We start from the raw sequence: 13651 nt of genomic DNA on the forward strand, positions 1-13651 counted from the left end.
ATCAAATGGGGGAAATATCCTTGAAGAAAATAAAAAGATATAAAAAAATAACAGTTATTATTGGTGGAATTTTAGCAGGAAGCATGGTCATTTGTGGTTGTGGTGGTAGAGAAGATGCCAAAAAGAGCATTAAGATCGGGATTTCTGTTTATGATCAATATGATACATTTGTGTCAGAAATGATGAAAGATTTTAATGATTATGCAACGAAAAAGGAAGAGGAGACGGGCATCTCGATTAACATAGATACTTATAATGCCGCAGCCAGCCAGTCAACACAAAACAGTCAGGTAGAAAACATGGTTACAGAAGGATGTGATGTGATATGTGTCAACCTGGTGGACAGAACAGATCCGACAGCGATCATTGATCTTGCAGAAAAAAATGATATTCCGGTCATTTTTTTCAACCGTGAGCTGGTAGAGGAGGACTTAGAACGCTGGTCAAGACTATATTATGTCGGAGCGCAGGCGTTTGAATCCGGGATCATACAGGGAGAACTTGCGGCAGCGGCATTCCTGACAGATGATTCATTTGATAAAAATGGAGACGGAATCTTTCAATATGTCGTGTTAGAGGGGGAAGCAGGTCACCAGGATGCGATCGTCCGTACGGAGTATTCAGTCAGTACGATGATTGACAGTGGTGTGGAAGTGGAAAAATTAGGATATGCGATCGCAAACTGGAACCGTGCACAGGCGCAGACAAAGATGGCACAGCTTATGTCACAGTTCGGGGATAGCATAGAACTTGTCATTGCCAATAATGACGATATGGCGTTAGGTGCGATCGATGCACTGAAAGCATCTGATCTTACAAAGGATGAATGGCCGGCGGTTATTGGAATCGATGGAACAGATGTAGGACTTGAGGCAGTCAAAAATAAAGAGATGATCGGAACAGTCTATAATGATAAGGAAGGTCAGGCAAGTGCGATGTTAAACCTTGCTTACGGGCTTTCAACCGGAGGGGATCTGTCGGATCTTGATCTGATCGACGGAAAATATATACGTCTGCCTTATGCGAGAGTGACATATGATGATGTGGATCTGTACATGGAAGGAGATACGGAATAAATGACGATGCAGAATGAAAAAACAGATTATCTTTCGGAGTGGCCTGCGCATTATTATGAGATCGAAGACATTAATGAGCGTGAGCGGATCTTAAAACTTGCAATAGAGCAGAAGTTAGATCCTGCCGGAGATGAAAAACGTCTTCTGGTTTTAAAAAAACGTTTTGGTGAGAAGCAGGCGGAAAAACGTGCGGATCATTTTTTGCACGCATGGATGATGATCCAGGCGACGGGGGCAGGAGGTGTATCCTTTTTTCAGAAAAAAAGACAGAAAAAAGAACTCTGCAGGTATTTTTCGCAGTTGGGTATCCAGATGGAGAAAACAAAAAATGTGGAGAAGGAACCCGACAGAGAGGATGCCTGTGGATATGTACTTGAGGAAGAGTGGAAAAATTTTGCATATACTTATCTTGCTTCCTGTACCGGGAGCAGGGCATATTGTTCGACTTTGTTTGGGATCGTTCCGATAAAAGATGCTGCAGTGGCGGAAAAGATCGCGAAAGATATCGATCTTGTGACGAAAGATTACCCGGCAGCATTTGGACTGGAGGAGGCAGTGCGTCCATTCCGCAGTATTATGGTGGATTCATTCTGCCAGTATGTTCCAAATGGAGAAGCGGTCTGGAAATCGATGCACGGATGAAAATGGACATAGTGTCGTCTTTGGATGGAAACACTAGACATTTTTTTCATATCATAGTATAGTAAAGCATGTTGAACCTTGAAAATTGAATAAAAATTGTTTTATGTTCAGATACGCGGTCTTTGCACCCGTATACCGGACACATAAATAGAACAACAGATTTTACACGGCAAGTGTGTAGACTGTTGTTTTCCCAGAAGCGCCATGTACCTGCAGAAAAATGTTTGAAATCTGATAAAAGCATCTGAGATTGATAAGGGCAGGTTAACGAGGAGGAGAGTGATCGAAGATTCGGCGGATGCTCTCCCGTACATTCCCAGTGCGAGATATACCGGCAAATATGCAGGTGACTGCAAAACAAATACGGTATAAGGGAGGAAATAACAAATAACACGGATGTGTTTATAATAGAAAAGAGGAAAATTTATGTGTGGAATTATTGGTTATACAGGCAGTGAAGATGTAAAAGGCGTATTACTTGATGCGTTAGAGCTCCTTGAGTACCGTGGCTATGACAGTGCGGGAATCGCAGTGGCAGATACTGACGCAAAACAGACGAAAGTTTATAAATGTGCAGGAAGAGTGAAAGATTTAAGAGCCATCTGTGAGTCGGAGAAAATTATCACAGAGTGTGGAATCGGTCACACCAGATGGGCAACACACGGAGGTGTTAATGACACCAATGCACATCCGCATCAGGTTGGAAAAGTAACTTTAGTACACAATGGTATTATTGAAAATTACAGAGAACTGATTGCGGACTATGAGTTAGAAAGTATTTTAAAATCAGAGACAGACAGTGAAGTTGTGGCAGCACTTTTAAATAAGTTTTATACCGGTGATCCGGACGAAGCAATCAAAAAGACAGTATCCAAGTTAAAAGGAACATTTGCTCTGGTTATCTTATTTGAAGATCATCAGGGTGAGATTTATTCTACCAGAAATGTCAGTCCGATCGTTGCAACATTCTGTAAAGAGGGAGCTATGCTTGCTTCTGATCTGACAGCACTCTGCCGTTTTACAAACCGTTATTTTGTAGTTCCAGAGTATCATATTTTAAAACTTACAAAGGATGCGGTCAGTCTGAAAGATTTTAATGGAAATCCGGTTGAGCCGGACTATCTTGAAGTCGACTGGGAACTTAACAATGCCGGAAAGAACGGCTATCCGTTTTATATGGAAAAAGAGATCATGGAACAGCCGGATGCGATCGAGCGTACGATCGCAAACCGTATTACAAGCGGAATGCCGGATTTTACGGCAGACGGTGTGCCGGATGAGATCTTTACACAGTGTGAGCGTGTTAATATCATTGCGTGCGGTACAGCAATGCATGCAGGTCTTGTGGCTCAGGCACTTGTAAAATCGATTCTTCATATGCACATTGATGTGGATATGGCCTCCGAGTTTATGTATTCTGATCCTGTCATCGACGAAAAATCATTGGTCATCGCAGTTTCACAGTCCGGTGAGACGATCGATACGTTAGAGGCAGTCAAATATGCAAAAAAACGTGGAGCAAAATGTTTATCCATTATTAATGTAAAAGGATCTTCCATTGCCCGTGAGAGCGACTATGTGCTCTATACAAATGCAGGACCGGAGATCGCTGTTGCAAGTACGAAAGCATATACGACACAGCTTGCTGTATTTTATCTGATCGTGGCAAAAATGGCAGTGCTTCGTGGTGTTTTTTCACAGGAAGAGACACAGAGCTTTGTACGTGAACTGCAGCGTACACCGGATGTCATGAAAAAGGTATTAGAGGGACGTCAGGATATCCATAAACTTGCCAATAAAGTATTAGAAGCAAAAGATCTGTTTATGATCGGTCGTGGACTTGATTACTCTATTTTACTGGAAGGATCCTTAAAGTTAAAAGAGGTATCTTATATTCACTCTGAGGCATATGCTTCCGGCGAGCTGAAACATGGACCGATCGCGCTTATCACGCAGGATACGCCGGTCGTTGCAGCAGTGACACAGGAAAAACTGATGTCAAAGGAATTGTCAAATATCAAAGAGGTCAGATCAAGAGGTGCGGATATCGTGCTTTTTATCAAAGAAAGTCTTGCAAAAGATATTGATCGTGCATATGATACCTTCCATCTGCCGGATATGCAGGACGAATTTATGGTAATGCCTGCATCTGTGGCATTGCAGTTACTTGCTTATTATGTTTCTTCCGACAAGGGATTTGATGTTGATAAGCCAAGAAACTTAGCGAAAGTAGTAACTGTGGAATAAGAGAAGAAAAATAAAAAGATATGTGGAAAAGTGTCCGGGAAAGGGAAAAAGACCGCGTATCTGAGCATAAAAATAAGACCGGGGCAGCCTCACAAAGTATTTGGTGTGGCTGCCCCATTTACATTTAAACCAGTTCTGCAATCCGTGATACTGCCACGTAAATTTCGGAAATCTTATACCACGTACGGTAGTCGATGACACCAGTGACAGGCAGACCAAAGACACGCTGAAAAATTTCCACAGCTTCCCTTGTGGCAGGACCATAGATCCCATCTGGTGTTACAGTTGGAATAGCCGGATAAGATCTTGAAATCCGTGCGAGTTCTTCCTGAATCTGGCGTACTTTTTCACCAGTAGAACCGATCGTAAGGTCTACCCTTGGCCAGGAAGCCGGAATACCGGATACTTCTTCTGCGGTGTTGATGTACATGTTGTTACCATAATAATAGCGCAGTATCTCAATCGTTTCATAGTTCTGGTCACCTAAGAATTTGCTGCCCCACTGACTCAGCCAGTTGCTGCAGGTTACACGTTCCCCGTCACAGTACTGCGTTAAGATCGGCTGTCTGACATTTGGTCTGGACAAAAAATTCTGGAACATCTCATCAACGATATCGGAAATACTCTGGAAAATGTTCCTGCCGTAAGTGAATTTCTGGTCGTAGGCGGTAGAGGAGGTGATCGTGAAACTGTAGCCTTTGTTTCGGTACCACTCCGTATATACACGGTTTAAGGTAAAGGACATGATCGCAAGGATATTTGCGCGAAGAGTCGCATCCGGCCAGGTAGAATAAATTTCACTGGATGCCACATTTTTAATGTAATCCTTATAACGTACATAGTAATCACGGGCGGTCGTATCATTTGGAGGACCGTCATGTACTACAACATATTCCGGTACCACGACTCTGCTAAGAACGATCTCGCCAGTCTCGGAGATGGGCTTGATCTCGGATTCTGCAATTTTCGGAGGAAAATCGCCCCAGAGAGTATTGACAGGGATCACGATCGTGTCTATCGGGTTCCCCGGTGTATCCGCCTCATCCATTCGTACTTCCTGAAGCGACAACTGCTCCGAAAACAGTTCAATTCCCGACACAGTAAATGGGCGGAATCCTTCAGCATTGACCTGAATACTATACTGCGAGAATGGCTGGTTTTCGCCTGGCTCCATTGAGTATTCAAGCGGAGGCGTACGAAGCGTAATTTGTTCGGACATACCGGATGCATCTGTATTCACCTCCTCAACGACACTGTCCGGATCACCGGAATAGGAGATCGACACGCGGGCATCCGGGATGGGACGGTTACTTCCTCTTGCCGTAACATGGATTTTTAATTCACCTGCATCAATATTATTTTGTGTATAGGCAATATCTGACATGAAAAACCTCACAGATTCATTCTTTCTATTATATGATACAGCCGGCTGAAAGTGAATTGAAATTCTGGTATGATAAATAGAACAACATTGTATATGGAAAATACAGTTTTATAGTTTGTCAATTCACGGAAACGGATGTATAATAAAGTTCATTAGGAAGCAAACTTAAATGAAGTTGTGGAAGGTGCAAAAGTTTCAACAGACAAGATGATCCAGATGGCAGAGGCGCTTCAGATGGAAGCAGAGAGTGTGAGAAAGATCGATGAGAGCATTTCAGGGGTAGCGCAGATCGTAGATAATAACTCAGCTTCTTCCGAAGAAACAGCAGCAGTCAGTGAGGAACAGTCAGCACAGGTACAGACCATGGTGCAGTTGATGGAACAATTCGAAATTTAAAAATAATAAGAACTGCCACAGGAAGAATATCTGTGGCAGTATTTTTTTCGGGAGTACATCTTAAGAAAAATATAAGGTAATAAAAATATATGGCAAATTATAAAATGATCTTACAGTATGACGGAACACGCTACCGTGGGTGGCAGGTGCTGCCGTCAGAGCTTACGATACAGGGAAAACTACAGGATGTTTTAAGTAAAATGGCAGGATATCAGGTGGAAGTTACCGGTTCAGGAAGGACAGATGCGGGTGTGCATGCAAAAGGCCAGACGGCGAACTTTCATCTGAAAGAAGAATGGGACGAGGAGAAGATTTTATCATATCTGAATCAGTACCTGCCGGAAGATATTGCAGTCTGCGAGGTAAAGAGGGTGGATGAACGTTTCCACAGCAGATACCAGGCACTGGAAAAGACTTATCTTTACCGGATTCATACAGGGAAAATACCGGAGATATTTGAACGCAGATATGTGTATGATTATAAGGAACCGCTTGATGTAAACCGGATGAGAAAGGCAGCAGAATATCTGTGTGGAACACATGATTTTAAGTCTTTCTGCGGTAACAAAAAAATGAAAAAATCAACGGTACGGACGATCTTTCAGATACAGATCAAAGAATTGCCGGGAGAAATACAGATTTATTATACCGGAAATGGATTTTTACAGAATATGGTGCGTATCTTGACAGGCACACTGATCGAGATCGGGGATGGCAGAAGAGAGCCGGAAGATATATCAGAGATTTTAGAGGCAAAGAACAGGGAAGCTGCCGGATATACGGTACCGGCATGCGGACTGACACTGATTGAAGTTGTCTATCAAGAAAAGGAGTTGTCGCAGTGCAGATAATGTGCTGTAAAATAGTATGGAAAAATGGTTTGTAATTAATAAAGGCGCTGATTTTGCAGGGATCGCAAAGCGTTTTGAAATAAGTCCGGTCACAGCGAGACTGATCCGCAATCGTGAGGTTATGGGGGATGAGGCAATCGCAAGATATTTAAAAGGCGGGATCGGGGAACTGTACGATCCGCATTTACTTTTCGATTCAGACAGACTGACGGATATACTTATGCAGAAGATCCGGGAAGGAAAAAAGATCAGGATCATAGGTGACTATGATATTGACGGGGTAATGTCTACCTATATTTTGTACAAAGGGATCACGCACTGTGGAGGTAAGGCAGATTTTCAGATACCGGACCGGATGAAAGATGGTTATGGAATCAATGATCATCTGATCGGGCAGGCATATGATGCAGAGGTCGATACGATCATTACCTGCGATAATGGGATTGCTGCGATAGATGAGATCGCACATGCAAAAAGTCTTGGAATGACGGTGCTTGTCACAGATCATCATGAAATACCGTACACAGAGGAAAATGGAGAACGCCATTATAAAAGAAGCAAGGCAGATGCCATTGTAAATCCCAAGCAGAAAGAATGTAACTATCCGTACAAAAATCTCTGCGGTGCCGCAGTTGCGTGGAAAGTGATACAGATTCTCTATGAAAAATGTGGTCTTGCAGCGGAAGAAGCATATGTTTTCCTGGAAAATGTGGCATTTGCGACAGTCGGAGATGTTATGGATCTGACGGATGAAAACCGTATTCTGGTAAGGGAAGGATTAAAGCGGATCCATACGACCACAAATCCGGGAATGCGTGCATTGATCTTACAGAATAAACTAGAGCCGGAACAGATCAGTTCTTATCATTTTGGATTTGTATTAGGACCGTGCATCAATGCCAGTGGACGATTAGAAACTGCAAAAATTGCATTAAATCTCTTTTTACAGGAAGATGTGAAAAAAGCATCTGAGATCGCGGCGGAGCTGGTAGACCTGAATGCACAGAGAAAAGATATGACGGCAGAGGGGGTAGAACTTGCCGTGCAGCAGGTGGAAGAGGGCAATACAGGTAAGAAAGTCGTAGTTGTCTATCTGCCGGACGTGCATGAAAGCCTTGCAGGTATCATTGCGGGAAGAATCCGGGAGGCATACCATAAACCAACCTTTGTTCTGACAAAGAGTGAAGATGGTGTCAAAGGTTCCGGGCGTTCGATCGAAGCGTATTCCATGTATGAGGAGTTGTGTAAATGCCAGGAACTATTTACGAAGTTTGGCGGACATCCGATGGCGGCGGGACTTTCCCTGCCGGAAGCAAATGTAGAGATTTTCCGGGAAAAAATAAACGCATGCTGTGGGTTGACAGAAGAAGATTTTATTCCTAAGATAAAAATAGATATTCCAATGCCCGTCGATTATCCTGATATTCCACTGGTCAATGAACTTTCATTGTTAGAGCCATTTGGGAAAGCAAATGTAAAACCACAGTTTGCAGATAAAAATCTTGGCATTGACCGTGCAGTGGTAGTCGGAAAAAATCAGAATGTATTAAAACTTACACTCAGAACGGAACGGGGAATTTCCATATCTGCTGTTTATTTCGGAGATGTGGATGGATTCCGGGAATATTATAGTGAAAAATATGGAGAAAGCGAAGTGCAGCAGGCATTTTCGGGTAGGACAAATGCGATCCGGATGTCTGTGGTATATTATCCGGAGGTAAACCGGTATCAGGGAAATGAAAGTATACAGATCGTGATAAAGAATTATCAGTAAATGGAGAACATGTATGTTTGGTGGAAAGAAAGAGAAGGCACTGCAGGATGAACTTTATACCATAAAGAAAGGTATCTCAGAATACAGTGAAGAACTAAAAGAACATTCTGTGCAGATGACGGCATCCCGCGTGCAGATGGAAGAAAATATCGATGTCCTTGGGGAAAAGATTGAATGTGTGGAAGAGCTGGCACAGGAAAGCCACAAGATGGGAAAGGAACTGTACAGTACATTTGTTGAAGTACATAATGCGGTGGAATCTTTTGAGGCAAATCATTCTATTTTTCTTGGGCAGGTTGCGGAGCAGAATGAAAAGATCAAAGAAGTATTTGAACAGCATAAGGCATTAAAAGAACCGTGTGCGCAGTTAGAAGAAAATCTCTACCGTGCAGAGAAAGCGCAGGATGGACTTGGCAATGTGACGACAGAACTGGAGAATGACGCTAAAAATATGAGTGTGCTTGCGTTAAATGCGGCGATCGAAGCAGCGAGAATGGGGGAAGATGGAGAGAAGTTTCTTCATGCGGCAGAGGAGATCAAAAATGTGGCACTGCGCTATGAAACGGAATTACAGACATTAACGGAACAGATCAGTGCTGTAACTGAGGCACAGAAAGAGATCAAAGAACAGGCTGCACAGATCAATGAGATGCAGGGAAGTATTGCGTCGATGGTAATGAAACTGTACAGTGACAGTGCACAGAAGCTTTCCATATACGAAAATGGACAGACATCATTAAGGGAACATATGTCAGGCAATGCAATGCCGGCAGCGGATTTTATAAAACAGGCAGGAGAAGATTTCTTAAAACTTGGGGATGAGGCGAAAACACAGATTGCAGCATTGCGTGAAGAAATCAATGCAAAGAAATCTGTTGAGGATGAACTGGAAAAGATCTGTGATGAATACAAGGAACTTTTGGATACGAAGTAATTTGTAAAGGATGGGAAATTTATATGGCAAAAGAAGAACAGATGACATATTTATCTGCGAATGGAACGACAAAGATCCATGCAGTAAAATGGATGCCGGAGGATGGAAAGTATAAGGCAATTTTACAGATCACACACGGTATGATCGAATATATTGAAAGATATCATGAGTTTGCAGAGTATCTGACAGAACGTGGGTTTATGGTTGTAGGTCATGATCATTTAGGGCATGGTGCGTCGGTAAAAGATGAGACGGAATGGGGATATTTTGCAGAAAATCCGAGTGATACATTAGTTGCGGATATGCATAGACTCCGTATGGCAGTTCAGGGCGAAAATCCGGGTGTGCCATATTTTATGATGGGACACAGTATGGGATCTTATATGCTGCGGAAATACCTGTGTCTGCATGGTGAAAATTTAAGCGGTGCGATCATTATGGGAACCGGGTGTGTGCCGGATGGCACAACGAAGTTTGGCATGACACTGTGCAGGGTTATGGCTCGTTTCCGTGGATGGAATTATAGAAGCAGACTGATGCAGAAACTTTCCTACAGCAAACCATACCACAAATTTGACCTTTATGGAAAAGATTATACCAACAGCTGGCTGACAAAGGACACAGAGCATGTAAAAAAATATTACAGCGATCCGCGCTGTACATTTGTCTTTACTTTAAATGGTTATCTGGGTCTGATGGAAGCGGTATATTTTGACAATCAGATGGAAAATATAAAAAAAGTGCCAAAAGATCTGCCGGTTTTCATGGTTTCCGGGGCAGATGATCCGGTTGGAGATCTCGGTGAAGGGGTAAAAAAGGTTTACCATATGTTTAAAGAGGCAGGTGTGGATGACCTGACATACCGTTTGTATGAGACAGACCGCCATGAGATATTAAATGAGACAGACCGCGATCAGGTCTATGCGGATATCTGTGCATGGATGAGTGTCAGACTTGAGTAGTAGTGTGGATATTTTCACATGCAGAAATGGAGATTTTTATTATGAGAAACAAAAAAGCAGTTAAAATGTTATGTATGATACTTGCAGCAACAATGCCAGTTTCTTCCGGTGTGGCAGTGCAGGCGTCACAGACAGAAGTTTTAGTGGCAGCGGAGCAGAGTGATACGGAAAGTCCTGCTGAAACGTCGGAGAAAAATACAGACAGCAGTAATATTGAAGGCACGATTCAATATGTAGATGATGATACAGATTCAGGTGCCAAGCAGGATGGAAACAGCACATCGGATCAGGCGCCACAGCAGGATGGAAACAGTACACCAGATCAGGCGTCACAGACAGATAATTCTCAGAATATCAGCGGAACGATCGTCCAGAACGAAGACAGCGATAATGTCACGATCAAAGCCAGTGATAAACCATACCTTGCATTAGGGGCAGATCTTAATGATTCACAGAGAGCGACGATCCTTTCCATTATGGGAATTGATGCGGCAAATCTGTCAGATTATGATGTGGTTTATGTGACAAATGCAGAGGAACATCAGTACTTAGATTCCTATATCTCATCCTCACAGATTGGAACAAGATCGTTATCTTCCGTTGTGATCGTGCAGAGAGATAAGGGGAGCGGACTTAACATTTCTACGACAAATATTAACTATTGTACGGTTGGTATGTATAAAAATGCACTGACTACGGCAGGAGTGACCGATGCAGATATCATTGTTGCAGGACCGACTCCGATCTCAGGAACGGCAGCATTAGTAGGCGTTTTAAAAGCATATCAGGAGATGACAGGAAAAGAGATCAGTGATTCGGTAGTTGATACAGCACTCAATGAACTTGTGCTTACCGGACAGTTAGAAGAGTCCTTAAAAGGTGTTTCGGATGCAGAAGTAGAAGAATTTATTGCATATATCAAGGCATTGATCGCTAAAGATGATCTGACAGATGATGAGGGAATCAATGGAGCAATCGATGAGGCCTGTGAAAAATATGGTGTGACTTTATCGGATGATGAACGTCAGCAGATCGTAGATCTGGTAAAGAAGATCAATTCACTGGGGATCGATCTGAATGGACTGGTGGATTATGCAGAATCCTTGTACAATTCGTTTAAAAATGGGGACAGTAGTTCTTCTGGTGGTATAGCAGCGGTTGTCGGTGGATTTTTTAAGTCGGTATTTTCTTCAGTAGGGGATTTCTTTAAAAAGTTGTTTTCATAATTATTATCAATATATAACGAAAAGAGGAAGCGTATGTTAGAGAGAAAAAGAAAGCTGGACTGTGCAAATGGACGCCAAAAAGCTGATCTCGTATTAAAAAACGGAAATGTGCTGAATGTTTTTACGGAGGAAGTGTTAAAGGCGGATGTTGCAATCTGTGGTGACACGATCGTAGGCGTTGGTGAATACGAGGGAGAAAAAGAAATCGACTGCACTGGCAGATATCTGGTGCCGGGATTTATTGATGCACATATGCATATTGAATCCTGTATGGCAGCGCCGGGAGAACTTGCAAAGGTTCTTGCAAAGGCAGGCACAACAACGATCATTGCTGATCCGCATGAAATTGTGAATGTCAGCGGAACAAAGGGAATGGATTATTTCCTGAAATGTGCCGCAAAACTTCTGGTGAATGTATTTTTCATGGTACCTTCCGCAGTTCCTGCAACGGATGTGGAGACCAACGGCTGCGGTGAATTTCTTGCCTCTGATATGATGAAATATGTGGATAACGCAAGGGTGCTCGGACTTGGCGAGACAATGCGCTTTTTGGAGTGCTGTGAAGGCGAAAAGAGAATGGCAGATAAGCTGGAGCTTTTTGCCAAGAAACATATTGATGGACATGCGCCTGGAATCCATGGAAAAGAAGTTCAGGCATACCGTCTTGCCGGCGTGGAAAATGATCATGAATGTTCGACTGCTGAGGAAGTACTTGATAAACTTCGTGCCGGACTGCATATCTATGTGCGCGAGGGAAGTGGAGCAAAGAATTTAGAAACACTGATAAAAACAATGCTGGATGCTGGGGTATGTTTAGACCGTTGTGCATTCTGTACGGATGACAAACATGTTGAGGAAATCCGCAAAGAAGGACACATCAGTACCTGCATCCGTAAAGCAATCGCACTTGGAGTGCCAGTCGCAAAGGCATATAAGATGGGAAGTTACCAGGCAGCAGAGTTTTATGGATTGAAAAACTATGGTGCGATCGGTGCCGGTTATCGTGCAGATATCGTATTTTTAGATGATTTAGAGCAGGTCAGACCGCTTGATGTCATGAAAGACGGGCGTATTTTAACAGAGGAAGATTATGCAAAAGATTATTCCGTGCCTGTTCCGGATGAGCTGCTTCATACGGTTCATGTGGGAGAAGTCACCAAAGACAAGATCAGACTTTCCTGTGATGGAAAAACAGATGTGATACAGATGAACCCGCATCAGATTGTGACGACACATCTTATAGAGGAAGTTCCAACGGAAAACGGTTATTTCAAACCGGATGGAGTTTACAATAAGATCTGTGTAGTGGAACGTCACGGTAAGACCGGTGAGATCGGTGTTGCTCCACTCAAAGGATTTGGCGTCAAGGGCGGTGCAGTGGCAACATCCGTTGCACACGATTCCCACAATCTGATCGTTGCAGGTGATAATGATGATGATATCCTTGCAGCCATCAAAGGTGTGGAAGAAAATCAGGGTGGCTATGTCATTGCCTCCGGCGGAAAAGTAGTAGATGTGCTTCCGCTTTCAATCTGTGGTCTGATGAGTGAGAAGTCCTGTGATGAGATTACCGAAAAAGTGGCAGATATGTTAGAGGAAGCGAAGAAACTTGGCATTTCCGAGGAGATCGATCCGTTTATTACGCTTTCTTTTATGGCACTTACGGTGATCCCGGAAATCCGTGTGACAGAGCGCGGTGTATATCTGTTTGGTGCAAAATAATGGTCTCAGTATACCATTTTGCGTAAGAGTTAAATTAAGTTCTATCAATAAAAATGAGCGAAGAGATTGTTTCTTTCTTCGCTCATTTTTTGTCTTAAATTATATCATGAAATACCTGATAAATATTGGTTTGTGGGTGTTATGAGTTTCCCTGTGTAGGGTGGTTCTGGGGGTTACGATTGGCAAATTGCATCAAGCCGGGACTGTTTTGTTTCCGTTGTCCGAAAATAAGTCAATCTAAGGCTGCCTGGTATAGGTTGTGGCGGAGTGACGTGTGCGTCTTAAACGCCCCGTCCGGGGGCATTAAGACTTGTGCTGCCGTCCATGGCAGCACAACACTGTGTTACGGACAGGCAGTCTAAGATTGACTAATTTTCTCCCAAAGTCACAAAACTAGTCCCGGCTTGATGCGATTTGCCAGCCACTAAGTTGTGAAC

At 43.1% G+C, this 13651-nt stretch carries 11 protein-coding genes; 10 read left to right on the top strand and 1 reads right to left on the bottom strand.

Annotation, left to right across the window (positions count from 1 at the left end; translation table 11 throughout):
• The first annotated feature begins 20 nt into the window (after positions 1-20).
• From DXA60_RS14210 to glmS, 3 genes are all read left to right on the top strand, one after another.
• Positions 21-1076, top strand: a complete 1056-nt coding sequence (locus DXA60_RS14210; RefSeq protein WP_330418434.1) for a galactose ABC transporter substrate-binding protein — start codon at positions 21-23, stop codon at positions 1074-1076.
• Complete coding sequence (locus tag DXA60_RS14215) at positions 1077-1718, top strand: DUF6553 family protein (RefSeq protein WP_117922025.1); 642 nt, start codon at positions 1077-1079, stop codon at positions 1716-1718. It begins immediately after the preceding gene.
• 426 nt (positions 1719-2144) lie between these two features.
• Positions 2145-3965, top strand: a complete 1821-nt coding sequence (gene glmS / locus DXA60_RS14220; protein ID WP_117922026.1) for a glutamine--fructose-6-phosphate transaminase (isomerizing) — start codon at positions 2145-2147, stop codon at positions 3963-3965.
• Between the two features lie 124 nt (positions 3966-4089).
• Here glmS and DXA60_RS14225 read toward each other — a convergent pair whose 3' ends face one another.
• A complete protein-coding gene (locus DXA60_RS14225; protein ID WP_117922027.1) occupies positions 4090-5349 on the bottom strand; it encodes a peptidoglycan-binding protein in 1260 nt (419 codons plus the stop codon).
• Positions 5350-5526: 177 nt separating this feature from the next.
• On the opposite strand from DXA60_RS14225, the gene DXA60_RS14230 reads away from it, so the two are divergent.
• The 7 genes from DXA60_RS14230 to ade all read left to right on the top strand — a co-directional run bounded on the left by DXA60_RS14230 (position 5527) and on the right by ade (position 13214).
• Complete coding sequence (locus DXA60_RS14230; RefSeq protein WP_117922028.1) at positions 5527-5745, top strand: hypothetical protein; 219 nt, start codon at positions 5527-5529, stop codon at positions 5743-5745.
• 89 nt (positions 5746-5834) lie between these two features.
• A complete protein-coding gene (truA, locus tag DXA60_RS14235) occupies positions 5835-6596 on the top strand; it encodes a tRNA pseudouridine(38-40) synthase TruA (protein WP_117922029.1) in 762 nt (253 codons plus the stop codon).
• A gap of 16 nt (positions 6597-6612) precedes the next feature.
• The gene (gene recJ / locus DXA60_RS14240) at positions 6613-8370 is read left to right on the top strand and encodes a single-stranded-DNA-specific exonuclease RecJ (protein WP_117922030.1); all 1758 of its coding nucleotides are present in this window, start codon (positions 6613-6615) and stop codon (positions 8368-8370) included.
• 13 nt (positions 8371-8383) lie between these two features.
• Positions 8384-9304 (top strand): methyl-accepting chemotaxis protein, encoded by a 921-nt coding sequence (locus DXA60_RS14245; RefSeq protein ID WP_117922031.1) that lies wholly within the window; start codon positions 8384-8386, stop codon positions 9302-9304.
• Between the two features lie 23 nt (positions 9305-9327).
• Positions 9328-10266 carry an alpha/beta fold hydrolase gene (locus DXA60_RS14250; protein WP_117922032.1) on the top strand — a complete coding sequence of 313 codons (939 nt, stop codon included), beginning with the start codon at positions 9328-9330 and terminating at the stop codon, positions 10264-10266.
• 41 nt (positions 10267-10307) lie between these two features.
• Positions 10308-11492: a DUF1002 domain-containing protein gene (locus tag DXA60_RS14255; RefSeq protein WP_117922033.1), complete on the top strand. Its 1185-nt coding sequence runs from the start codon at positions 10308-10310 to the stop codon at positions 11490-11492.
• A gap of 33 nt (positions 11493-11525) precedes the next feature.
• Complete coding sequence (gene ade / locus DXA60_RS14260; RefSeq protein WP_117922034.1) at positions 11526-13214, top strand: adenine deaminase; 1689 nt, start codon at positions 11526-11528, stop codon at positions 13212-13214.
• The last annotated feature ends 437 nt before the right edge of the window (positions 13215-13651 follow it).

The organism is Roseburia sp. OF03-24, assembly GCF_003463035.1.
Classification (GTDB): domain Bacteria; phylum Bacillota; class Clostridia; order Lachnospirales; family Lachnospiraceae; genus Roseburia; species Roseburia rectibacter.

Excerpts from the sequence above, each read along its gene's own strand:
- DXA60_RS14215 (WP_117922025.1), top strand. The coding sequence starts at position 1,077 with ATGACGATGCAGAATGAAAAAACAGATTATCTTTCGGAGTGGCCTGCG.
- glmS (WP_117922026.1), top strand. The coding sequence starts at position 2,145 with ATGTGTGGAATTATTGGTTATACAGGCAGTGAAGATGTAAAAGGCGTA.
- DXA60_RS14225 (WP_117922027.1), bottom strand. The coding sequence starts at position 5,349 with ATGTCAGATATTGCCTATACACAAAATAATATTGATGCAGGTGAATTA.
- truA (WP_117922029.1), top strand. The coding sequence starts at position 5,835 with ATGGCAAATTATAAAATGATCTTACAGTATGACGGAACACGCTACCGT.
- recJ (WP_117922030.1), top strand. The coding sequence starts at position 6,613 with ATGGAAAAATGGTTTGTAATTAATAAAGGCGCTGATTTTGCAGGGATC.
- DXA60_RS14245 (WP_117922031.1), top strand. The coding sequence starts at position 8,384 with ATGTTTGGTGGAAAGAAAGAGAAGGCACTGCAGGATGAACTTTATACC.
- DXA60_RS14250 (WP_117922032.1), top strand. The coding sequence starts at position 9,328 with ATGGCAAAAGAAGAACAGATGACATATTTATCTGCGAATGGAACGACA.
- DXA60_RS14255 (WP_117922033.1), top strand. The coding sequence starts at position 10,308 with ATGAGAAACAAAAAAGCAGTTAAAATGTTATGTATGATACTTGCAGCA.
- ade (WP_117922034.1), top strand. The coding sequence starts at position 11,526 with ATGTTAGAGAGAAAAAGAAAGCTGGACTGTGCAAATGGACGCCAAAAA.